General features: G+C 62.2%; 20 protein-coding genes. 10 read left to right on the forward strand and 10 right to left on the reverse strand.

Going from position 1 to position 21,599, the window contains the following annotated elements:
• Nucleotides 1-206: 206 nt before the first annotated feature.
• The 3 genes from ACP7CZ_RS22505 to ACP7CZ_RS22515 form a co-directional block, all read right to left on the reverse strand.
• Nucleotides 207-818, reverse strand: a complete 612-nt coding sequence (locus ACP7CZ_RS22505) for a 3'-5' exonuclease (protein WP_294167873.1) — start codon at nt 816-818, stop codon at nt 207-209.
• Between the two features lie 25 nt (nt 819-843).
• A complete protein-coding gene (locus ACP7CZ_RS22510; RefSeq protein ID WP_003194396.1) occupies nt 844-1,320 on the reverse strand; it encodes an NYN domain-containing protein in 477 nt (158 codons plus the stop codon).
• 119 nt (nt 1,321-1,439) lie between these two features.
• Complete coding sequence (locus tag ACP7CZ_RS22515) at nt 1,440-2,165, reverse strand: DUF2076 domain-containing protein (RefSeq protein WP_198862905.1); 726 nt, start codon at nt 2,163-2,165, stop codon at nt 1,440-1,442.
• A 182-nt stretch (nt 2,166-2,347) separates the two neighbouring features.
• Between ACP7CZ_RS22515 and ACP7CZ_RS22520 the strand changes: the two genes are divergently transcribed.
• Together ACP7CZ_RS22520 and ACP7CZ_RS22525 are read left to right on the forward strand one after the other, a co-directional pair.
• Nucleotides 2,348-3,007 (forward strand): YciC family protein, encoded by a 660-nt coding sequence (locus tag ACP7CZ_RS22520; RefSeq protein WP_032873246.1) that lies wholly within the window; start codon nt 2,348-2,350, stop codon nt 3,005-3,007.
• A gap of 41 nt (nt 3,008-3,048) precedes the next feature.
• Complete coding sequence (locus ACP7CZ_RS22525; RefSeq protein WP_089042501.1) at nt 3,049-4,137, forward strand: endonuclease/exonuclease/phosphatase family protein; 1,089 nt, start codon at nt 3,049-3,051, stop codon at nt 4,135-4,137.
• A 122-nt stretch (nt 4,138-4,259) separates the two neighbouring features.
• On the opposite strand, the gene hrpB is transcribed toward ACP7CZ_RS22525, so the two are convergent.
• Nucleotides 4,260-6,767 (reverse strand): ATP-dependent helicase HrpB, encoded by a 2,508-nt coding sequence (gene hrpB, locus ACP7CZ_RS22530; protein ID WP_294167862.1) that lies wholly within the window; start codon nt 6,765-6,767, stop codon nt 4,260-4,262.
• Nucleotides 6,768-7,020: 253 nt separating this feature from the next.
• On the opposite strand from hrpB, the gene ACP7CZ_RS22535 reads away from it, so the two are divergent.
• A complete protein-coding gene (locus ACP7CZ_RS22535; RefSeq protein ID WP_003194410.1) occupies nt 7,021-7,440 on the forward strand; it encodes a hypothetical protein in 420 nt (139 codons plus the stop codon).
• 9 nt (nt 7,441-7,449) lie between these two features.
• Entirely contained in the window at nt 7,450-8,343 is an 894-nt protein-coding gene (locus tag ACP7CZ_RS22540; protein ID WP_054896180.1) for a cation diffusion facilitator family transporter, read from the forward strand.
• Here the strand turns inward: ACP7CZ_RS22540 and ACP7CZ_RS22545 are convergent.
• On the reverse strand, nt 8,340-9,302 hold the full coding sequence (locus ACP7CZ_RS22545) for a DUF6515 family protein (protein WP_294167855.1): 963 nt from the start codon (nt 9,300-9,302) through the stop codon (nt 8,340-8,342). The genes ACP7CZ_RS22540 and ACP7CZ_RS22545 overlap by 4 nt on opposite strands.
• 427 nt (nt 9,303-9,729) lie before the next feature.
• On the opposite strand from ACP7CZ_RS22545, the gene ACP7CZ_RS22550 reads away from it, so the two are divergent.
• Together ACP7CZ_RS22550 and ACP7CZ_RS22555 are read left to right on the forward strand one after the other, a co-directional pair.
• Nucleotides 9,730-10,209 (forward strand): Lrp/AsnC family transcriptional regulator, encoded by a 480-nt coding sequence (locus ACP7CZ_RS22550; RefSeq protein WP_003194418.1) that lies wholly within the window; start codon nt 9,730-9,732, stop codon nt 10,207-10,209.
• A gap of 227 nt (nt 10,210-10,436) precedes the next feature.
• A complete protein-coding gene (locus ACP7CZ_RS22555; RefSeq protein WP_025999909.1) occupies nt 10,437-10,646 on the forward strand; it encodes a DUF2788 domain-containing protein in 210 nt (69 codons plus the stop codon).
• Here ACP7CZ_RS22555 and ACP7CZ_RS22560 read toward each other — a convergent pair.
• From ACP7CZ_RS22560 to ACP7CZ_RS22575, 4 genes are all read right to left on the reverse strand, one after another.
• Nucleotides 10,641-11,273, reverse strand: coding sequence for a pseudouridine synthase (locus tag ACP7CZ_RS22560; RefSeq protein ID WP_005791693.1), 633 nt, complete (start codon nt 11,271-11,273; stop codon nt 10,641-10,643). The two genes, ACP7CZ_RS22555 and ACP7CZ_RS22560, sit on opposite strands and share 6 nt — an antisense overlap.
• 71 nt (nt 11,274-11,344) lie before the next feature.
• Nucleotides 11,345-12,817 carry an AMP nucleosidase gene (gene amn, locus ACP7CZ_RS22565; protein WP_294167818.1) on the reverse strand — a complete coding sequence of 491 codons (1,473 nt, stop codon included), beginning with the start codon at nt 12,815-12,817 and terminating at the stop codon, nt 11,345-11,347.
• Nucleotides 12,818-12,999: 182 nt separating this feature from the next.
• Nucleotides 13,000-14,652, reverse strand: a complete 1,653-nt coding sequence (locus ACP7CZ_RS22570; protein ID WP_294167817.1) for an acyl-CoA dehydrogenase family protein — start codon at nt 14,650-14,652, stop codon at nt 13,000-13,002.
• A gap of 195 nt (nt 14,653-14,847) precedes the next feature.
• Nucleotides 14,848-17,247: a hybrid sensor histidine kinase/response regulator gene (locus tag ACP7CZ_RS22575; RefSeq protein ID WP_197901259.1), complete on the reverse strand. Its 2,400-nt coding sequence runs from the start codon at nt 17,245-17,247 to the stop codon at nt 14,848-14,850.
• Between the two features lie 275 nt (nt 17,248-17,522).
• Between ACP7CZ_RS22575 and ACP7CZ_RS22580 the strand changes: the two genes are divergently transcribed.
• The 4 genes from ACP7CZ_RS22580 (at nt 17,523) to ACP7CZ_RS22595 (ending at nt 21,056) form a co-directional block, all read left to right on the forward strand.
• Nucleotides 17,523-18,320: a hydroxymethylpyrimidine/phosphomethylpyrimidine kinase gene (locus ACP7CZ_RS22580; protein ID WP_127881461.1), complete on the forward strand. Its 798-nt coding sequence runs from the start codon at nt 17,523-17,525 to the stop codon at nt 18,318-18,320.
• A gap of 30 nt (nt 18,321-18,350) precedes the next feature.
• The gene (gene thiE / locus ACP7CZ_RS22585; protein WP_294167811.1) at nt 18,351-18,980 is read left to right on the forward strand and encodes a thiamine phosphate synthase; all 630 of its coding nucleotides are present in this window, start codon (nt 18,351-18,353) and stop codon (nt 18,978-18,980) included.
• An 11-nt stretch (nt 18,981-18,991) separates the two neighbouring features.
• Nucleotides 18,992-20,275, forward strand: coding sequence for a glutamate-1-semialdehyde 2,1-aminomutase (gene hemL, locus ACP7CZ_RS22590; RefSeq protein WP_294167807.1), 1,284 nt, complete (start codon nt 18,992-18,994; stop codon nt 20,273-20,275).
• 226 nt (nt 20,276-20,501) lie between these two features.
• Nucleotides 20,502-21,056: a tetratricopeptide repeat protein gene (locus ACP7CZ_RS22595; RefSeq protein WP_034126914.1), complete on the forward strand. Its 555-nt coding sequence runs from the start codon at nt 20,502-20,504 to the stop codon at nt 21,054-21,056.
• A 127-nt stretch (nt 21,057-21,183) separates the two neighbouring features.
• Here the strand turns inward: ACP7CZ_RS22595 and ACP7CZ_RS22600 are convergent, their stop codons facing one another.
• Nucleotides 21,184-21,510, reverse strand: coding sequence for a DUF1820 family protein (locus ACP7CZ_RS22600; protein ID WP_003215457.1), 327 nt, complete (start codon nt 21,508-21,510; stop codon nt 21,184-21,186).
• Between the last annotated feature and the right edge of the window lie 89 nt (nt 21,511-21,599).

The following is a 21,599-nucleotide window of genomic DNA, read 5'->3' on the forward strand; positions in this document are numbered from 1 at the left end:
GCTATCGCAGGCAAGCCAGCGCCCACATGGGAACTCCAGTGTTCTTGAGGCAGTAGCCGGATCAGAACCCGCGCTGTTTGCTGATCGTTCCCACGCTCTGCGTGGGAATGCCGCCCTGGACGCTCTGCGTCCGCTCTTAAAATCGTGACGCTGAACGTCACCAGATGCATGCCCACGCGGAGCGTGGGGACGATCAGCGCCAGGCCTTAAAACCCGCGATGTTTCTTCAGGTGTTCATTGATCTTCGCGGCAGGCACTTTCTGCAAGGTGCATAGCAAGTCATGGGACAGCTCGCGCAAGCCATGAGTCTGGCGCAATTCCTGGGCCAGGTGCGCCGTGAGGTTGGCGGCCATTTCCGCATCCGCCAGGGCCCGGTGAGCCTTGCCGGTGTGGGGCAGTTTGGCGTAGATGTTGAGGGTGCCGAGCTTGTGGTTCGGCGCCGCCGGCATCAGGCGGCGGGCCAGCAGCAAGGAGCAGGCGAATTTCTGCAGGCGGGTGCGGCGGATCAGGCCCAGCTCAAAGTCCCAGAACTTCTGGTCGAACGCCGCGTTGTGCGCCATCAAGGGCGTGGTGCCGACGAACTCATTGACTTCGTTCATCACCCGTTCAGCCGGTGGCGCGCTGCGCAGCATGGCGTTGCTGATGCCGGTGAGCTGTTCGATAAACGCCGGTACGCGCACACCGGCGTTCATCAGGCTCTGGTAGCGGTCCACGATCTGCCCACGCTCGAGGATGACCACGCCAATCTCCGTGGCCCGGCAGTGGCTGCTGGGGGTGATGCCAGTGGTTTCAAAGTCGATGACCGCTATACGTTCCAAACCTGTTCCAACTCCGTTCTACGATCTATTTGAGCAACAACGCGCCTTCGATCGGCACGTAGTGGCTGGCGGCGCGTATCAATGAGTTGGCCGTCAGCCCCGGCACGCCGTAGGCCACGGCCCGCACGCCATGCTTGTGGATGATGCGTTCGAGCAACATGTCGAAATCACCGTCACCAGAGGCCAATACGACTTCGTCGACATGGTCGGCGGCGTCCATGATGTCCAGCGTGATGCCCACGTCCCAGTCGCCCTTGGCGGAGCCGTCGCTGCGCTGGATATACGGCTTGAGTTTTACCGTGAAGCCCAGGTTGCGCAGGATCTGCTGGAACTGCTGCTGCTTGCTGTCGCCGCGGTCGATGGCATAGGCGTACGCCTCGACAATCTGCCCGCGCGCGCTGATGTCAGCCCACAGGGCGGCGTAGTTGAAGTGGCAACCATAGGCCTGGCGCACGGTGTAGTAGAGGTTTTGCACATCGGCGAACACTGCAATTTTTTTCACCGCACTTCCTCATGGACAGCCAGGCGCCAGCGCCCGGAAAGGGCGCCAGTATGCCAGCCAAGGGAGCGTTTCCGGGAAAAAATCAGACCGGAGCGCCGCAGCGCCCCGGGCCTGATGTGTCAGACGAAGGAATCGTCGTCGCCAAAGGAAGAGGAATCGTCGGAATAATCGCTGTCGGCGAAGCTATCGGCGTTATTGCTGCCCCAGCTGTCATTGCCGGCAAACTTCTGGTCATCGTTGCCCCAGTTACCTGAATCACTGGCCGGTGCCGGTTGTTCGATGATCTCTTCCACCACCTGCGGTTGCTGGTTGTGATGGAACAGGCTGCTGATCCCTTCGGCCAGCAACACCCCACCGGCCACGCCGGCGGCGGTCTTCATGGCACCACCGAGGAAGCCACTGCCGGCTGGCGCGGCTGCCGGTGCTTGCGCCGGTTGATAGTTCTGCTGGGGCGCTGGCTGGTTGAACGATGGCCGCGCCGGTTCACGCCATCCGCCACCTGAGTTGCTCGGCGCAGGCTGTGGCTCACGGGAGCCGCCGCCAAAGATGCTCGACAGGAACCCACCACCGCTGGCCGGCGCAGGTTGCGTGGCTTTGGCCCGTTGCAGCTCGTCCTGCAATTGCTGAATCTGCTGGGCCTGTTGCTTGTTCTGCGCGTCAAGACTCTGCAGCGCATGTTCCTGTACCAGAATCGACTGGGTCATGTAGTAGCCGACGGCAGGTTGGCGAGCCATATGCTCCTTGATCCGCGCTTCGGCCTGGGCGTCGCGGGGGGCTGAGTCCGTTTCGGCTTGCTGCAACCGTGAAAACAGTCCATCGATCAGGGTTTGCTCTTCGCTGTTCATGGCGACCTCGTTAGATTGCCGATAAAAAATTCCGGTCCCGCCTGTGATCAGGATGGGGGCTTTCCAGTTATGGGGATGTTACGAGTTGTTTCAATGGTCTTTACTCAAGGTTTACGTTTGCGCCCCTTGGACCCTGATCGGTTAAAGTGTGGCCCTCTGCTTCCAGGCCTGTGATGACCCTGATGAATCCGTTAGACGTTTTGCGCGACTCCTTCCGCTTTACCCAGCGCAACCTGGGCGCCATCGTCCAGCTGTGCCTGCCATTGGTGATCCTCGAAGCCTTGCTGCAACAGGTGCTGGACCACACGCTGGGCCCGGATGCGTTTCCCGGCTACAGCGTGGTCGTAGGTTTGTTGGTGTACCCGCTGTACACCGGCGCCCTGATCCTGTTTCTCGACGCCCGCACCCGGGGCGAGTCGCCGCGCACCAAGGACGTGTGGGCCATGGCCTTGAGCCTGTGGCCGCGTTTTGCCCTGCTGACAGCCATGAGCACCTTGCTGATTCTGTTGGGGCTGTCGCTGTATTTCCTGCCGGGCTTGTGGCTGATGGTGGTGCTGGCGTTTGCCGAATACCTGCTGGTGCTGCGCGGCATGCCCGCCCTGGAGGCGATGAAGGAAAGCTTTCGCCTGACCCGCGGGCATTTCTGGCGCATCCTGGTGTGCCTGCTGTGTGTGATGACGCCGTTGTGGCTGCTCAAGGGCGCCAGCGTGGCGGCGTACCCTGAGCCCGCGCCGTTGCTGGGGTTGCTGATGGACAGCGCCCACAGCTTCCTGCAACTGTTCACCAGCGTGGTGCTGTTCCGTTTATTCATGCTGATCGGTGGCGACGCCGACGTGCGGTGATATGCTCCGTGGCTCTTCTGACACGCATATAAGCCGAGCCGATGACCCGTTTATTGCGCATAACCCTGTTGAGCCTGTTGATCATCGCCGGCCTGCTGGCCGCGCTGATCTACAGCCTGACCTGGCGCCCTGCCGACAAAGAGACCCTGCCCGTCAGCTGCGTGGCACCCCGCGCCCCGACACTGCTGCCGGGGCAGGCGCTCAAGGTCATGACCTGGAATGTGCAATACCTGGCCGGCAAGAACTACGTGTTCTGGTACGACACCCCGGACGGCAGCGGCCCGGACGATCGCCCCACCGTCGAAGACATGGCCTTTAGCCTCGACGAAGTGGCGCGGGTGATTCGCGACGAACAGCCCGACATCCTGCTGTTGCAGGAAGTCGACGAAGGCGCCAAGCCTTCCCATTATCAGGACCAGCTTGCGCTGTTGCAGGAGCGTCTGGTCGACCTCTACCCGTGCAGCGCCCAGGCCTTCGACTGGAAAGCCGACTTTGTGCCCAGCCTGCATATCTTCGGCAGCGTCGGGCGCAAGCTCGCTACGCTCAGCCGCTACCAGATCGAACATGCCGAACGCCTGCAACTGCCAACCGCCGATGCCAACTTCGTCAGCCGGCAGTTCCAACCTAAACCTGCGTTGCTACTGACTTACCTGCCCTTGAGCGATGGCGGCCAACTGGCGGTGCTCAATACACGCCTGGACGGCGGCGCACCTGGCCGCTCGGCAGCGCAACAACAAGTGCAAGCCGCGGCCAAGCTGCTGGACAAGTTCGAAGGCCGGGGCACGCCCTGGTTGATCGGCGGGGATTTCAACCTGCTGCCACTGGGCCAATACCTGCGCCTGGACGCGGCTAAGCGTGGGCAGTATGCGCCGGACAGCGAGTTGCACCTGCTGTGGGACAAGTACCCGATGATCCCGCGTAACAGCGAGTCCAGCGGGATTGATCGTGAGAAATGGCTGACGCACTTCCCCAATGACCCGAGCCTGGACGGGCCGGATCGCACCTTGGATTATCTGTTCTACAGCCCGCGCATCAAGCGGGTGGAGGCGAAGGTGAGGCAGGAGGACACATTGCGCATTTCCAACCATCTACCGGTTATCGCCCGCTTCCTGCTGCCTGCCGCGCAATAACCCACATCCTTAATCTTTTGTGGGAGCTGGCTTGCCTGCGATGCCGCCGATGCGGTCTTTCAGTGACACCGCAGCGATGCGATCGCAGGCAAGCCAGCTCCCACATTTGAACTGCATAGTGCCTACCTACGCGGCTTGATTCGGGCCGTCGCTTCGGCCACCAACGGGTCATCCGGCCAATAATGCTTGGGGTATCGCCCCTTGAGATCCTTCTTCACCTCGGCATAGGTACTGCGCCAGAAGTTCGCCAGGTCCTGCGTGACCTGCACCGGCCGGCGCGCCGGGGACAGCAAGTGCAACTTCACGGCCAGGCGCCCGCCGGCAATGCGCGGGGTGTCTGCCAGCCCGAACAATTCCTGCAAGCGCACCGCCAGGATCGGCGGCTGCTCGCTGTAGTCCAGGCGTACCGATGACCCCGACGGCACTTTCACATGCTGCGGCGCCAGCTCTTCCAGGCGTTGGGGCAAGGGCCAGGGCAGCAGGTTGTGCAGGTAGCTGGAGATATCCAGGTTGGCGAAATGGCTGAGGCGCGAGACCTTGCCCAGGTAAGGCATCAGCCAGTGTTCGAGGCTGGCGAGCAGGGCCTTGTCGCTGAGGTCGGGCCACTCGCTGGTGTTGCCGGCATCCAGTTGGCGCAGCAGCATCACACGGGCTTGCCACTGACGCAGTTCCGGGGTCCAGGGCAGCAGTTCCAGGCCTTTGCGGCGCACCAGGTTGACCAGCGCCTGGCTGCGGGCGGATTCGTCGAGGCCGGTCAGGGGTTCGCGGCTGAGCACCAGTTCACCGACTTTGCGTTGGCGCTCGGCACGCAAGACGCCTTCGCGCTCGTCCCAGTCGAGTTGGTCGACGTTGCGCACTTGCTCGGTCAGCACCGTGTCGAACAGTGCCGGATCAAAATCCGCCGCCAGGTAGATGCGTTCTTCGCGCTGGCCCTGGCGGCTGCCCAGGTCGGCGATCACCAGCCAGGGTTGTTTCATCAGGCTGTCGGCTTCGGCAAACAGCGCTGCGCGGCCATTGGCCAGGCGGTATTCAGCGCCACCGGGGCGACGTTGCTGGGCGACGCGGTCCGGGTAGGCCAGTGCCAGCAAGGCGCCGAGCCAGCGCGGGTGGTCGGGGTTGTCCACCGGCTGGGTCGCCTTGCCGCGCAGGTAGCCACGGTATTGCCGGGCCAGTTGCTTGGCGCGCTGCACGCCACCCTGGGTACCTCGCGCACGCTCCTCGCCAGACATCAGCGCCAGGCGGCTGTGCAAATCGGCACCGCCGCCGCGCAGGATATCGCGCTCGCCCAACAGCGCCGCCACGTCACAGGCGGTGGCGGCGAGCCCCAGGTCTTGGCCACGCAATAACAGGTGGGCAATACGCGGGTGGGCGGGCAACTCGGCCATCTTCTGGCCATGGGCGGTGAGGTTTTCGTCGGTCAATGCACCGAGGCGTTGCAACAGGTCCTGGGCCTGGGCATACGCTGCTGTGGGTGGCGCATCCAGCCACACCAACTGGCTGGGCGTCACGCCCCAACGGGCCAGTTGCAAGGCCAGCCCCGCCAGGTCGGCGGCGAGGATTTCCGCGCTGCCATAAGCGGCCAGACCGTCGTGCTGGTCTTCGGACCACAATCGGTAACACACCCCCGGCTCCAACCGACCTGCCCGACCGGCGCGCTGGGTGGCGCTGGCGCGGGAGATGCGCTGGGTGTCGAGGCGGGTCATGCCGCTGCCGGGGTCGAAACGCGGCACCCGAGCCAACCCGGCGTCGATCACCACGCGTACGCCGTTGATGGTCAGGCTGGTCTCGGCGATGTTGGTAGCCAACACCACTTTGCGCTTGCCGGCCGGCGCCGGGTCGATGGCGGCGCGCTGTGCATTGAGGTCCAGCTCGCCATGTAGAGGGCATAACAGCACGTCAGGGCGATCACCCAGGGCCTCGGCCAGTTGCTGGTTGACCCGGCGAATCTCCGCCTGCCCCGGCAAAAACACCAGCACGCTGCCGGCCTCGTCATGCAGGGCTTCGAGGACGGTTTGCACCACGCGCGGCTCGATAAACTCGCCGGCCTGGTAAGGGCGCCCCCAGCGCATCTGCACCGGGAACATGCGCCCGTCACTGCGCAGGATCGGCGCGTCATCCAGCAAGCCGGCCAGGCGTTCGCCTTCAAGGGTGGCGGACATCAGCAGGATTTTCAGCGGCTGCTCGTCGCGAAACAGCTCGCGTCCGTTGAGGCTCAAGGCCAGCGCCAGGTCGGCGTCGAGGCTGCGCTCGTGGAATTCGTCGAAGATCAACAAGCCCACGCCGTCCAGCGCCGGATCGTCCTGCAGGCGGCGGGTGAGGATACCTTCGGTGACAACCTCGATGCGCGTGTTGGGGCCGACTTTGCTGTCCAGGCGAATGCGGTAGCCCACGGTCTCACCGACCTTTTCACCCAGTTCACTGGCCAGCCGCTCGGCAGCAGCACGGGCAGCCAGGCGCCGGGGTTCGAGCATCAGGATGGTTTGCCCGGCAAGCCAGGGCTCATGCAACAAAGCCAAGGGCACGCGGGTGGTTTTACCGGCTCCGGGGGGCGCTTCCAGCACGGCTTCATGGCGATGAGCCAAGGCGTCACGCAAGGCGGGTAAAACATCATCGATCGGCAACGAATTCATACTGGCTCCAAAGCAGAGCGGCGAGTATAACGGCGAACTGCCGGATGCCGATGCGGGTCTCAAAAACAGCCACTCTTGGGACTGGGAATGCAGTCAAAGGTGGGAGCTGGCTTGCCTGCGATAGCGGTATGACAGTTGCCACTGTATTCCCCGAGCCGACGCTATCGCAGGCAAGCCAGCTCCCACATGGATTCATCGGCGCCTGGCCGATCTGGCTTATAGTCACCCTTAAATCTGTTCAGGAGACTTTTTCATGCGTATCGCTTCCCGTGTCATCGGCGGTGTCCTCGCCGTCACCCTGCTGAGCCAACTCACCGCCTGTGGGTCGATTTTCTACCCCGACCGCCGTGGCCAGATCGACGGCAAGATCGACCCAACCATCGCGGTACTCGATGCCCTCGGCCTGCTGTTTTATGTGATCCCCGGCCTGATCGCCTTCGGTGTCGACTTCGCCACGGGCGCCATTTACTTCGAACCGGGCAAGACCGCCCAGGTCGCCCCCGAGAAACTGCACGAAGCCATCGGCGCCGACGGCACGGTCGATAACGCCAAGCTGCAAAGCATCATCCAGAAGGAAACCGGCCGCACCTTGCCGCTGGATGACCCGCGCCTGATCCAGTTCAAGGGCAGCGTGCAGCAACTGGCGGCCCTGGGCCTGCAGCCTGCCGCGTAAGGACAGCTCATGACCAGCAGCCCCGAACACGCAAGGCTCTTGCGCCTGGCCACCCGCGCCTCGGTGGGCGTGGCCTGTGTGTTGATTGTGACCAAGGCCATCGCCTGGTGGCTCAGCGGCTCGGTGAGCATGCTCGCCGGGCTGACCGACTCACTGCTCGACGGCGTCACTTCGCTGTTGAATTTGCTGGCAGTGCATTACGCCCTGCGCCCGGCCGATGACGATCACCGTTATGGGCATGGCAAGGCGGAGTCGCTGGCGGGGATGGCGCAGGCCTTGTTTATCGCCGGCAGTGCGGTGCTGATTGCGCTCCAGGCCTATGAACGGCTCAAGCACCCAGAGCCGGTTGGCGCACCGTGGTTGAGTATCGGCGTGATTATCTTGTCCCTGGCGCTGACCGTGGCCCTGCTGGTGCTGCAACACCGCGTGGTGCGCGAGACCGGCTCCAATGCGGTGCGCGCCGACTCGCTGCATTACCGCTCGGACTTGCTGCTCAATGGCAGCATCCTGATTGCGCTGGTGTTGGCAGGTTTTGGCTTTCATCAGGTCGACGCCTGGTTTGGCCTGGGAATCGCCGCTTACATTCTGTGGAGCGCGATCCAGATCGCCCGGGAAAGCTTTGCGGTGCTGATGGATGAAGAGTTACCGCCAGACGTCAGCCAGCACATGCTGGAACTGGCCCGGGGCGTACCCGGCGTGCTGGGTGCCCACGACTTGCGTACGCGGGTTTCCGGCAACCACTGGTTTGTGCAGTTGCACCTGGAGTTGCCGGGCGAGTTAACGCTGTCGGTGGCCCACGGCATCAGCGACCAGGCCGCCGATGCCATCCACCGGGAATATCCGAAGGCCGAAGTGCTGGTGCATGCCGACCCGCGGGAAGTGGTCACCGGCAACAAAACCTAGTACTGCACCTGATATCCACGACTGCCCAGGCAGTTGCCCTGGGCCTGGCGGTAAGTTTGTACCACCGCAGGGTCCGGGGCATAGGTAACGGTGCGCGGGTCGAAGCCACTTTGTTGCACCGCCCAGCGATAACAGTCGTAGCCGTCCTGCTGTACCTGGGCTGGCGATTGGCCGTTGGCCGGGTAAGCCACCACGTCATAGCCGTTGCCTTGAGGCGTCGGCGGAGGTGATGGCACCTGCGTCGGTGGTTGTACCACCACGTATTGCTGGGTGCTTTGCTCGTAGGCGTAATAGGCGCCTGCGGCGAGGAACAACAGCGAGCCGCCTACCCACACTTCACGTGCGTAGTCCGGCAGGTAATGCACGCGAATGCCATAGGGCGGCGTCACCACTACGTAGCGCGGGCCTTGGGGGCGATACCAGTAGCCGCCGGAGAAAAAGTAGTCCTGGCCACGGTAAGGCACGCGGTAATTGCGATCGGGGAAACGGTCGATGACATATCCAGGGCGATGCTGCGGGCCTGGGCCCCAGCCATTGCCATGCCCGTCGGGGCGGCCTGGCCAGCGGTTATCACCGGGGCGATCGTTACTCGGACGCGAACCGGGGCCGCCGGCCTCCCAATGCCGGTTGTCATCGGGGCGTCTGGGAATATCACGGTAATAACCCTGGCGCGGCTCCTGGGTCTGGCGCACGGTATCGGGCCGGCCCTGGATCGGCAGGTTATTGGAGGGTTGCGGTTGCGGTGCTGGTCGCCCCGGCTCATGACCTTGAGGCCGACCTTGCCATTGGCCACCCTCGTGCTCGCCGCCACGATCACCCTGCGGGTTTTGTGGGCGTGGCTGATTGTGCTCAGGCCGTTGCCCCTGGCCCGGTGAGTTATCGCGTTCCTCGGCTATCGCCTGGGAGCCGACGCTGACCACCAGCAAACCAACACCTGCCATACGCCAGATGCGCTTCATGCTTTTCCTCACTGCGGATTGGGGCTTGATCATGAGACTGGAAAAGCCTCGCCCGGTTCTGAGACAGGTTATCAGTCACGAGAACTATTTTCTGAAGGCAAAACGCGCACAAAGAAAAAGGGGTGACCCGTCGGCCACCCCTTGAGAATTTCGTCCGTGCTCAACGCTTTTGACGTTGGCTCACCTCACGCCGTCTTGTGGACAGTGTGCAGCCTGGAGGCCGGCTCAACCCTGCTGGGGCGGCGGCCGCAACGGGCCTGATTGGGCGCGCTGCTGTGGACTGTTGTCCAGGCGGTGATTCTGTTGGTAATCATAGGCGTGCCAGGCGGGCAGAGGATTGCGAAGATTGCGTCAATAAACAGTGCTTGCGCAATTTTTAACCCTTCATAGATAATTCACCGCAATAGTTACGACAAAGGCCAACCCAATGAGCAAGCTTGACCGATACGACCTGAGTATTCTGGCGGAATTGCAGCGCGACGCGAGGATCTCCAACCAGGAGCTGGCCGAACGCATCGGCCTGTCGCCTTCGCCCTGCTCGCGCCGGGTCAAGCAATTGGAGGACGACGGCTACATCGCCCGCCAGGTCGCCCTGCTCGACCGCAAGATGCTGGGCCTGAGCCTTACGGCCTACGTACTGATCGGCATGGACCGTCACACGCCGGAACGCTTCGAGAATTTCGAAGCCGCCATCCGCACCCTGCCGCAAGTGCTGGAGTGCAGTTTGGTGACCGGGATGGATGCGGACTACCAGTTGAAGGTGGTAGTGCCGGACATGGATCACTATCAGAAATTGCTTCTGGGGCATCTGACCCGAATCGAAGGGGTGACCAGCGTGCGGTCCAGCTTTGTGCTCAACCAGGTATTGAACAGCACCGAACTGCCCCTGACCCACCTGCGCACCTGAGAACAACGATGCTCAACTGTAGGAGCGAGCTTGCTCGCGAAAAACGTTAACGATAACCCGTGCCTCCTGAATGAACGCGGCGTCTGTGAGTTTTTCGCGAGCAAGCTCGCTCCTACAATGGCATCAGGCCCCCCACAGTTTGACCGTGCAGGACTCAGGTCAATGTTGCGTCTGTGACGCTGCCGTATACTGCTCGCTTGTCTTGTCGGAAGAGCCCCATGAACAACATCGACCCCGCCCTGTTTGAAGAATGGATGATGACCGGCCTGGTCACTATCCTCATCATTTTCATGGGCTTCATCGTCTGGGACCTGGCGAAGAAATCCAAGGCCGGGCGCTTTGGTTCGTTCATCCTGTTTTTCGTGTTGGGCCTTGGTGTGGCAGCGTTCATCATCAAGAGCGTGGTGATCGGCCTGATTGAATCCGGCGCCTTATAAGCGCGCCGGCACCGCCTTCCATTGGCCTTGATCCAGGCCGTCGATAGACCAGTCGCCAATGCGCACGCGCACCAGGCGCAGCGTCGGCAGGCCCACTGCTGCGGTCATGCGCCGTACCTGACGGTTGCGTCCTTCACGAATCACCAACTCCAGCCAATGCGTCGGCACGCTTTTGCGAAAGCGTACCGGCGGGTTGCGCGGCCATAACGCCGGTTCATCCAGTTGCCGAGCCTCGGCAGGCAAGGTCATGCCATCGTTCAGCTCGACACCATCGCGCAGACGTTGCAGCTGTTCTTCAGTCGGCTCACCTTCCACTTGCACCCAGTAGGTTTTCGCCAATTTGTGCTTGGGATCGGCGATGCGCGCCTGAAGCTGGCCATCGTTGGTCAACAGCAGCAAGCCTTCGCTGTCACGGTCCAGGCGCCCCGCCGGGTAAATACCGGGAATATCGATAAAATCCTTGAGCGTCGCGCGCCCGCCTTCGTCGCTGAACTGGGTCAGCACATCGAACGGCTTGTTGAACAGGATCAGCTTCGGCTCGGCCGGTGGCGCCTTGGCGACACGTCGAACAGGCTGCGAAGGTTTCACGCCAGGGCGGCGCGAATCGGGACGGGTAGGACGGGACATGGCAAAGGAACATCTAACGGTCAGGACCGACAATGCTAGTGGCCTGACCGCCAAATGACCATCCCAACCGCTTAGCGGAACGGCGGTTCGTCGAAGCTGCGCAGTTTGCGCGAGTGCAACGAGTTGAGTTCGGTGCGCAACAGGTCGACCGCCTCGATGCCGATCTTCAAGTGCTGGCTGACCGCACGCTCATAGAACGCGTTGGCCGAACCCGGCAGCTTGATCTCGCTGTGCAAGGGTTTGTCCGATACGCACAACAAGGTGCCGTAAGGCACGCGCAAACGGTAACCCTGGGCGGCGATGGTGCCGCTTTCCATGTCCACGGCCACGGCACGGGACAGGTTGATCAACGGCCGCTCCTGGGCCCAGCGCAGTTCCCAGTTCCGGTCGTCATAGGTCAGCACGGTACCGGTGCGCAGGCGTTTTTTCAGCTCTTCGCCTTTTTCGCCAGTGACCTTGGCAGCCGCCTGCTGAAGCGCCAGCTGCACTTCGGCCAGGGCCGGAATAGGGATGTTCGGCGGTACCACGCGGTCGAGAATCCCGTCGCGGCGCATATAGGCGTGGGCCAGTACGTAGTCGCCGATGGTCTGGGATTGGCGCAGGCCGCCGCAGTGGCCGATCATCAGCCAGCAATGCGGGCGTAGTACGGCCAGGTGGTCGGTGATGTTCTTGGCGTTGGACGGGCCTACGCCGATGTTCACCAAGGTCACGCCGTGGCCGTCAGTGGCCTGCAGGTGATACGCCGGCATCTGGTAGCGGTGCCAGACCACGCCGGCGGCAATGGCCGAGGCTTCGCCGTGGTCCATGCTCTTGTCGATCACCACGTTGCCGGGCAGCACCATACGGATAAACCGCGGGTCGCTGCGCAGTTGCTCCAGGCCATGCAGGATGAACTGGTCCACGTAGCGGTGGTAGTTGGTCAGCAAGATCCACGGCTGCACATGGCGCCAGTCGCTGCCGGTGTAATGCACCAGACGACGCAGGGAAAAGTCCACGCGGGCGGCATCGAACAGGGCCAGGGGCAGTGGGTCGGTGTTTTCCCAGTCGTACAGGCCATCGGCAATGCCGTCGGTGGCGGCGGACAGGTCGGTACTGGGGAATACACGAGCCAGGGTCGCGGCGGTGACGCCGGAGCCGGCCAGTTCATCACCCTGCTCCACCACATAGGGGTACGGGATGTTCTGCTGGCTGACGCCCACTTCCACCGTCACGGTGAAGTCGTGCATCAGCGGCACCAGTTGCTCCAGCAGGTACTTACGGAACGCGGCCGGGTGGGTCACGGTGACGCTATAGGTACCGGGCAACTGCACCTTGGCATACGCACGGGTGGTCTGTGGGACTTCGCCGTGGCAGTGGTAGGTCAGGCGCAGTTCCGGGTAGCGAAACAGTGCGCGTTGAGCGGCGTCGGGTTCGACGCGGTCCTTGAGGTATTGCTTGAGCGCTTGGTTGAGCGCGCCAGTCGCACGCTCATGCAGCGCCGCCAGCCGGTCCACGGCGTCTTCGGCGGTTTTAACGACAACAAAAGCTTCGGTCACGGTAAGCATCCTGTGTTCTGACTTGCAGGCCTTTATCTTGCCTGTATCCAGGCCTCACCGAAACACCGGAAGTGGAATGCTTTGATAGGTGGGAGCTGGCTTGCCTGCGATAGCGGTCTATCAGCCACATAATTGCTGGCTGGACCACCGCTATCGCAGGCAAGCCAGCTCCCACATTTGACTGTGTTTATTCAGAGGGATTGTGGGGTTGAGCGGGCGACAATAGCTTGCACATCCACCCCACGCGGCAAGGTGCCATATACCCGCCCCGACGACTCACCCAACCGACTGGCGATAAACCCGTCGCTCACCGCCGCATTGCCCGCCTCCAGCAACAACTTGGCCTGCAACGCCAGGGCAATGTCCTCGGTCAGTTGCCGTGCCCGATACTGGATATCCTGGGTGTCCATGAACGCCGCCTTCAACTGCTCGATATGCCGCGCCAGCTGTTTGTCGCCATGGCCATCCCCCAGCTCCACAAACAACACCTCCAGCACACCCGGCTCTTTGGACAACGCACGCAGCACGTCCAGGCATTGCACATTGCCAGAGCCTTCCCACGTGGAGTTAACCGGTGCCTCACGGTAAAGACGCGGCAGGATGCTGTCTTCCACGTACCCGGCGCCGCCCATGCATTCGGCGGCTTCGTTGATCATCGCGGGCGCGCGCTTGCAGATCCAATACTTGCCCACGGCTGTGACCAGCCGGGCGAACTTGGCTTCATTTTCATCATCAAGCTGATCCAGGGCACGCCCCATGCGCAGGCTCAAGGCCAGGGCCGCTTCGCTTTCCAGGGCCAGGTCGGCCAGCACGTTCTGCATCAGCGGCTGCTCGCTGAGCACGCGGCCACCCACTTGGCGATGGGCGCAGTGATGGCTGGCCTGGGTCAGCGCCTGGCGCATCAAGGCGCTGGAGCCAACCATGCAATCGAAACGTGTCATGGCAACCATTTCGATAATGGTTGGAACGCCGCGGCCTTCTTCACCGACCATCCACGCCAGGGCGCCGCGAAACTCCACTTCGCTGGAGGCGTTGGAGCAGTTGCCGAGTTTGTTCTTCAAGCGCTGGATGTAGAACTCGTTGCGCGTGTCATCCGGGCGGTGCCGGGGCAGCAAAAAACAGGTCAGACCCTTATCGGTCTGGGCCAGGGTCAGGAAGCCATCGCACATTGGTGCCGAGCAGAACCACTTATGCCCCACCAGTTCGTAGGCTTGGCCGGGGCCACCCGCGCCCACGGGATAAGCGCGAGTGGTATTGGCGCGCACGTCGGTGCCGCCCTGCTTCTCGGTCATGGCCATGCCGATAGTAACGCCGGCCTTGTGGGCGATGCCGACATTGCGCGGGTCGTAGTGAGTATTGAGCACTTTAGGCAGCCAGAGGTCCGCCAGCTCCGGTTGCAGGCGCAGGGCCGGAACGCAGGCGAAGGTCATGGTCAGCGGGCAGCCGCTGCCGGCTTCGGCCTGGCTATGCAGGTAGGTCATCGCCGCACGCGCCACATGGGCGCCAGGCTGCGGATGGGCCCACGGCAACGACGGCAGGCCATGCTCGACGGCGGTGCGCATCAACTCGTGATAAGCCGGGTGAAACTCCACCAGGTCGATACGATGGCCGTAACGGTCATGGCTACTGAACACCGGTTTGTTCTGGTTGGCCAGGAACCCGGCTGCCATCAACGGCCCACCGGCCAGCGCACCGTAGGCATCAATGCGCGCTTGTGCCCAACCGGCGCCGAAGCGGCGTGACCATTCCTGCAAAGGCAAGTCGATGCGATACAGGTTAGTGCCGTCCAGGGACGGTGGCTGGTTGGTGACGTCGTGGGTTTCGGCAAACTGATGCAGGTTCATGACGGGCCTCCTGGAAAAAGGCCGCATCGATCTCAGGCTGCCTGTAGGAGCGAGCTTGCTCGCGAAAAACCTGAGAGCAACGCGCTAACCCAGGCGGGGCGCGTTATCGTTGACGTTCTTCGCGAGCAAGCTCGCTTCTACAAAAAACACGGATCGATTGAGGCCGGTTTTTTCAGTTAAGCATCGCCACCGCGCTTAAAAAAGTGGCATACGTGCCGAATGCTCGGCGCTTTCACCCTCATCCGCACACAGCACGCTGCGCTCAAGCGCCGCCTGCAAGGCGTCGAAACGCACCGGTTTGGCCAGTCGGTCCGTCATGCCAATACCATGGCAGCGCTCACGCTCCGGCCCATTGGGCGAAGTGCTCAGGGCGATCACCGGCAATTCACCGCAGCCGGGCAATGCGCGAATCTGGCAGCACAACGAAAAGCCACCCTCTGGCACATCCAGCAGCACGGCGTCGAAACTGTGCCCCTGCAATGCAGCGAGCGCCGCCGGGCCGCTGTCCACGGTTTTGACCCGGTAACCGAGCTTGAGCAACATGCCACGCACCGCCAACTGGCCCACGCTGTTGTCGTCCACCAACAGCACCGTGCATTCCTGAGGCGCACGCTGTGCAGGCAAAGCCTGCGCGGCCGGCGTCACCTGCTGCGGCACGGCGCTGACGTCCATTTCCAACTGGAAGCGGCTGCCTTTACGGGGCTCCGAATGATGGGTCAGGCGCCCGCCCAGCAGTTCGATCAACTGCCGGCAAATCGCCAGGCCAATGCCCAGGCCGCCGTATTCACGCGTCATCGAGCCGTCCAACTGAAAGAAACGCTGATACAACGTGGCCTCATCGAGAAAGGCAAAGCCGATACCGGTGTCGGTGACGATAAAGCTCAAGTGCAAGGCGCCATCCCCTTGCGGCACGCCCACCACACGCAAACGCACCGCGCCGACGTGGGTGAATTTGAACGCATTGTCGAGCAGGCAATCCAGGCACTGACGCAACTTTTGGGCATCGCCGATGAGCCGGTCTGGCAGCTCATCCGCGACGTCAATGGAGAACGCCAGCCCCTTGGCCTGGGCGCTGCCGGTGAACTGCTGGCGCAAGGTATCGAGCTCGCCGCGCAGGCTGAACACTTGCGGCTGGGCCACCAGGCGACCGGCCTGCAACTCGGTGAGGGTGAGGATGCCGTTGACCATGCGCATCATGTCCCGCGCCGAGCCGGCGGCGGTTTGCTGGTACTGCGTCAGGTCATCGTCCAAAGGCACGGTTTGCATCAGTTCCAAAGAGCCGATCACACCGTTCATCGGCGTGCGCAATTCGTGGGTCAGGGTGGCGAGAAATTCGTCTTTGAGGCGATTGCTGCGGGCCAGTTGCTGGTTGAGCGCTTCCAGCTTCTGGCTGGCATCGAGGAGAATCTGCGCCTGCTGTTCGCGCATGCCGTTGATACGGTCGGCCAGGGCCAGGGACAACAGCGCCACTTCAATGGCTGAGCCGAGCTGGCTGGCGTACATGGTCAGGAACACGTTAGGCAGATAACCCAGCACCATCAGGGTATTGATCACCCCGCCGAGCAGGAAGGCCGACCAGGCGATGATGAAATAACGCGCCATGCGCTGCCCGCAATACCAGGCTTTGATGGCCGCCACGAAGATGGTCACGGTAAACACCAGCGCCAGCGCAGTGGCCAGGCGCAGAGCTACGGCGTAACTAGTCAACAGCGCCAGTGCCATCACCAACCCGCCACAGGCCGCCAGCGCCAGCAGGATGCGGTTGAGCCAGCGGCTGTGCTGCGCGGTGTGCAGGAAACTGCGCGCGAAAAGGCTGCCGAACAAGGCCGCCGAGCCGATCAGGAAGGGAACCGCCGCATTCGCCCACCAGGGGTTGTTCGGCCAGAAATACTCCACCGCAACGCCGTTGACCGACAGCTGATACAAACCGAACGAAGCGATATAGAAGATGTAATAGAGGTAGCTGGTGTCGCGTACGCTCAGGTAGATGAACAGGTTGTAGATCAGCATGCCCAGCAACACACCGTAGATGGCGCCGAGCACGTACAAACGCAACGGTTGCTCTTCCATGTAGGCGGTGCCCGCCCACAACGTCAGCGGTGCCTGGATCGAGCCTTGGCTTTGCAAGCGCAGGTAGACGGTTTGTTGCTGGTCGGGCAAGAAGCTGAGCTTGAACAGGTAGTTGCTCTGGCTCACCTCACGGCTGGAAAACGGCAATGCGCTGCCGGTGCGGGCGGTGAGGCGGTAGTGGCCGGTGCCGTCGTTCTGGTAGAGGTCCAGGCGATTGAGCGGCGGGTAGGCCAGCTCCAGAAACCAAGTGCGCGGTGCGCGGGGATCTTTGGCGGTGTAGTGCAGGTTGACCTTCAGCCAGAACACCGAGCGTGAATAGCCGGCATTGAGCGTGTCTTTGTCGTGGGTCTTGAATTGGGCGGCATAGGCGGGGGAACTGACATCGGCGATGGTGAGGGCATCGGTTGGGTCTTCGAGCACTTGCATGACCCGGCCCAACGGGAGGCTGCGCGTGTCCTGGTTGAACTCGACAGCGCCGGCGAGCATCGGTAGCCCGCACAATATAAACATCAGCAAATAGCGCATAGAGCCCCAGCGTAGCCTGGTCCGGTTGTGTCAAAAGCCCCCCATTCCTTTTGAGAAGACGTACACCGGCGATACAGTAAGTTATTGGGATGCACTTTAGCATAGCCAGTAAAAGCCATTAGCCACTGCAGGAACTTTTTTTAGAACAGCTCTAGCGCAATGCTTTCAGACCGCTGCGTTGCAGCGTTCGGCCACGCAAAGCGACGCTGCAACAGCAAACTTCTGCCATCGCCAGGCAGCCACGCAAAAAGCGTTTGGTGGTAAGCTCGCGCACCATGAATATCTACAGTTCTCGCCCCGTTGTCCTCTGTCTCTCCGGCCACGACCCCAGTGGTGGCGCCGGCCTGCAGGCAGATATCGAAGCCCTGCTCGCCCAGGGTTGCCACGCGGCCCCGGCCGTCACCGCGCTGACCGTGCAGAACACCGTCAATGTCAGTGATTTCCGCGTGCTTGACCGTGAGTGGGTACTGGCCCAGGCCAATGCCGTGCTCGGCGACTCTGAAGTCGCGTCGGTCAAGCTGGGCATGCTCGGCTCCACTGCGATGGTCGACACCGTGGTCGAACTGCTGCAGGCGCACCCGCATTTGCCGGTGGTCTGCGACCCGGTGCTGCGCGCCGGCGGCGGCGGTAGCCTGGGCAAGGACGAGGTCGGTTATGCGATGCGCGAGCGGCTGCTGCCCCTGTCATTGATCGCCACCCCCAACCTGCCAGAAGCGCGCATCCTCGCGGAACTGCCCGACGGCAGCGCCGACGACTGCGCCGAGAAGCTGCTGCCGTACATCAAGCACCTGCTCATCACCGGCGGCCATGGCGATGAGCACGAAGTGCACAATCGCCTGTACAGCCGCGACGGCACGCGCCAGACCTTTACCTGCCAGCGCTTGCCCGGCAGTTATCACGGCTCGGGTTGCACCTTGGCCAGTGCGCTGGCCGGGCGCATTGCCCAGGGTGAAGGCCTGGCCAGCGCCGTGCAATCGGCCCTCAACTACACGTGGCGTACCCTGCGTGATGCCGAACAACTCGGCCAGGGCCAGTTCGTGCCGCGCCGATTGCCGCTGGATTTCTGCTCGTAACTTATCGCTCGTCAGCAAGGGGTTTGCCCGATGAAACTACGCGGCCTTTACGCCATTACCGACAGCCAGCTGTTGGCCGGCAAATTCCTCGCCTACGTCGAGGCGGCGCTGGACGGTGGCGTCACCCTGTTGCAGTACCGCGACAAAAGCAGCGACGAGGCACGGCGCCTGCGTGAAGCCGAAAAGCTGTACGAACTGTGCTCACGCTACAAGACCCAATTGATCATCAACGACGATGCCGAACTGGCCGCGCGCCTGGGCGTCGGCGTGCACCTGGGCCAGACCGACGGCCCGCTGACCTCGGCCCGGGCATTGCTCGGCGCCAAGGCGATCATCGGCGCCACCTGTCACAGCCACATCGAACTGGCCGAACAGGCCGCCAAAGAAGGCGCCAGCTACGTCGCCTTCGGCCGCTTCTTCAATTCCACGACCAAACCCGGCGCACCTGCCGCTACCGTTGACATGCTGGCCCAGGCCCGCAAGCGCCTGCACCTGCCGATCTGCGTGATCGGCGGCGTCACCCTGGAAAACGCCGAGCCGCTGGTGGCCCACGGGGCCGACCTGCTCGCCGTGGTCCATGGCCTGTTCGGTGCCGACAGCACCCAGGAAGTCACTCGCCGCGCCCGTGCGTTCAACCATCTTCTTAAATCTTCAGTTTAGAGAGCCCGATCATGTCCCGTTCCGAAACCCTGTTTGCCAACGCCCAGAAACACATCCCCGGCGGTGTGAACTCCCCCGTGCGTGCGTTCAAGAGCGTGGGCGGCACGCCGTTGTTCTTCAAGCATGCCGAAGGCGCCTACGTCACCGATGAAGACGATAAGCGCTATGTCGACTATGTCGGCTCCTGGGGCCCGATGATCCTCGGCCACAGCCATCCGGACGTGCTGGACGCGGTGCGCCAGCAACTGCAGCACGGCTTGTCCTACGGCGCCCCGACCGCGATGGAAACCGAGATGGCCGACCTGGTCTGCTCGATCGTGCCGTCGATGGAAATGGTGCGCATGGTCAGCTCCGGCACCGAAGCCACCATGAGCGCGATCCGCCTGGCCCGTGGTTTCACCGGCCGCGACAACATCATCAAGTTCGAAGGTTGCTACCACGGGCACTCCGACAGCCTGCTGGTAAAAGCCGGCTCCGGCGCGCTGACCCAAGGCGTACCCAATTCCGCTGGCGTACCTGCGGCGTTCGCCAAGCACACCCTGACCTTGCCGTTCAACGACATCGCGGCCGTCGAGCAGATGCTCAGCGAAGTCGGCCAGGACGTTGCCTGCATCATCGTCGAGCCAGTCGCCGGCAACATGAACTGCGTTCCACCGGCCCCGGGTTTCCTTGAGGGCCTGCGCGAGCAGTGCGAGAAGCATGGCGTGGTGCTGATTTTTGACGAAGTGATGACCGGTTTCCGGGTCGCCCTCGGTGGCGCCCAGGCTTACTACGGCGTCACGCCAGACCTGAGCACCTTCGGCAAGATCATCGGCGGCGGCATGCCGGTAGGCTGCTTCGGCGGCAAGCGCGAGATCATGCAACACATCGCCCCGCTCGGCCCGGTATACCAGGCAGGCACCTTGTCGGGTAACCCGCTGGCAATGGCCGCCGGCCTGACCACCCTGCGCCTGATCAGCCGCCCGGGCTTCCACGCCGAGCTGACCGACTACACCACACGCCTGCTCGACGGCCTGCAACAGCGCGCCGATGCCGCCGGCATCCCGTTTGTGACCACCCAGGCCGGTGGCATGTTCGGCCTGTACTTCAGCGGCGCCGACGATATCGTCACCTTCGATGACGTGATGGGCAGCGATGCCGAGTTGTTCAAGCGCTTCTTCCACCTGATGCTCGAAGGCGGCGTGTACCTGGCACCGAGCGCCTTTGAAGCCGGCTTCACTTCGATCGCCCATGGCGAAGCCGAACTGAAATTGACCCTGGATGCTGCCGAGCGCGCGTTCGCGGCCCTGAAATAAGTGACGGCAACCTCTGACGTTGCCCCTGGCAGCGTCAGATTTGCTACTTTGCTTACAGAGAATTCCTGGTTTTTTCGAGAATTGCCCTGCAATCCGGCAGATAACTTGCCCAAGCAGCAGAAAAACGAGTAAAGACTTTGTAAGCAGAGGCCTGCTTATTTCATAATGCGCGCTTATTGGACTCCATCGAGGGTCCGCGCGCCCCGTCAGAGGTAAGTCGATTCCCATGAAACGCACCGGCCGCACCCTGGTTCTGGGCTGCCTGTTGCTCCTTCAACCGCTACTGGCACATGCCCAGGCCGGCGGCAACTCGTTGTTAATCCCAGCGATGGGTCGTTGCACCCTCAATACCCAGCCAGAGAGCCAGGCCGAAGCCCTGAGCGCGTGCCAGAAACAGGCCGAGGAAGGGGATGCGCAAGCACAATACGAGTTGGGCGAGTACTACCACGACAGCAAGAACCCGGCCGTTGACCTCAACAAAGCGTTGAGCTACTTCGAGAAAGCCTCGCTGCAGGGCCACGCCCAGGCGCAATACCAGTTGGGCAACATGTTCTTCAAAGGCGAAGGCGTGCCGGCCAACAACGTCCAGGCGTACATCGTGCTGAAAATGGCCGCGGTCAACGGCGCCGAAGACGCACTGGACACTGCCGACGAAGTCGCCGAGCACATGCAGCGCGATGAACTGGAAGTGGCAACCCAGGTGCTGGGGCAGATTTTCCGCAACTACCTGCAAGAATTGCAGAGTGCTGATGGGCGTTCGCCGTTCTCACCCCTTCCCTGATTTTTTGTAGACCTTACATCGCTATCGCAGGCAAGCCAGCTCCCACAGTGGGCCGCATTCCAGCATTGAAACGCGGTCGAGTGTGGGAGCTGGCTTGCCTGCGATAGGCACCCCTCGGTCTAAAGCCCTACTTCTCAGGCATCGGCATCGGAAACGGCATCACATTGCTCATGCCCCGAGCCTCACTGATCTTCGGCGTCCCCAGGCGCTCGACTTCATCGATGCGCACAATCGAATGCATCGGCACAAAGCTGCGTACCACACCTTCGAACTGGGCCTTGAGCTTTTCTTCGCCCGGATCGACCACCAACTGGGTGCGCTCGCCAAAGACGAACTCTTCCACCTCCAGGAAGCCCCACAGATCACTTTGATAGATCTGCTTGGCGTACATTTCGAACACCTGGCCCTGGTTGAGGAAAATCACCTTATAGATTGGAGCTTCACGTTTGGTCATGGTGGGCGAACAACACATGGGGATATAAAAGAGGGCGCGAACTATAGCATGGCACCCGATGCACAGCGCTAGGAACCAATGGGCATGCC

The sequence above is a fragment of the Pseudomonas sp. DWP2-2 genome, from assembly GCF_049897065.1.
Classification (GTDB): Bacteria; Pseudomonadota; Gammaproteobacteria; order Pseudomonadales; family Pseudomonadaceae; genus Aquipseudomonas; species Aquipseudomonas paracarnis.

Coding starts and splice junctions, on each gene's coding strand:
- ACP7CZ_RS22515 (WP_198862905.1), bottom strand. CDS start 2,165: ATGAACAGCGAAGAGCAAACCCTGATCGATGGACTGTTTTCACGGTTG.
- ACP7CZ_RS22520 (WP_032873246.1), top strand. CDS start 2,348: ATGAATCCGTTAGACGTTTTGCGCGACTCCTTCCGCTTTACCCAGCGC.
- ACP7CZ_RS22525 (WP_089042501.1), top strand. CDS start 3,049: ATGACCCGTTTATTGCGCATAACCCTGTTGAGCCTGTTGATCATCGCC.
- hrpB (WP_294167862.1), bottom strand. CDS start 6,767: ATGAATTCGTTGCCGATCGATGATGTTTTACCCGCCTTGCGTGACGCC.
- ACP7CZ_RS22535 (WP_003194410.1), top strand. CDS start 7,021: ATGCGTATCGCTTCCCGTGTCATCGGCGGTGTCCTCGCCGTCACCCTG.
- ACP7CZ_RS22540 (WP_054896180.1), top strand. CDS start 7,450: ATGACCAGCAGCCCCGAACACGCAAGGCTCTTGCGCCTGGCCACCCGC.
- ACP7CZ_RS22545 (WP_294167855.1), bottom strand. CDS start 9,302: ATGAAGCGCATCTGGCGTATGGCAGGTGTTGGTTTGCTGGTGGTCAGC.
- ACP7CZ_RS22550 (WP_003194418.1), top strand. CDS start 9,730: ATGAGCAAGCTTGACCGATACGACCTGAGTATTCTGGCGGAATTGCAG.
- ACP7CZ_RS22560 (WP_005791693.1), bottom strand. CDS start 11,273: ATGTCCCGTCCTACCCGTCCCGATTCGCGCCGCCCTGGCGTGAAACCT.
- amn (WP_294167818.1), bottom strand. CDS start 12,817: ATGCTTACCGTGACCGAAGCTTTTGTTGTCGTTAAAACCGCCGAAGAC.
- ACP7CZ_RS22570 (WP_294167817.1), bottom strand. CDS start 14,652: ATGAACCTGCATCAGTTTGCCGAAACCCACGACGTCACCAACCAGCCA.
- ACP7CZ_RS22575 (WP_197901259.1), bottom strand. CDS start 17,247: ATGCGCTATTTGCTGATGTTTATATTGTGCGGGCTACCGATGCTCGCC.
- ACP7CZ_RS22580 (WP_127881461.1), top strand. CDS start 17,523: ATGAATATCTACAGTTCTCGCCCCGTTGTCCTCTGTCTCTCCGGCCAC.
- thiE (WP_294167811.1), top strand. CDS start 18,351: ATGAAACTACGCGGCCTTTACGCCATTACCGACAGCCAGCTGTTGGCC.
- hemL (WP_294167807.1), top strand. CDS start 18,992: ATGTCCCGTTCCGAAACCCTGTTTGCCAACGCCCAGAAACACATCCCC.
- ACP7CZ_RS22595 (WP_034126914.1), top strand. CDS start 20,502: ATGAAACGCACCGGCCGCACCCTGGTTCTGGGCTGCCTGTTGCTCCTT.
- ACP7CZ_RS22600 (WP_003215457.1), bottom strand. CDS start 21,510: ATGACCAAACGTGAAGCTCCAATCTATAAGGTGATTTTCCTCAACCAG.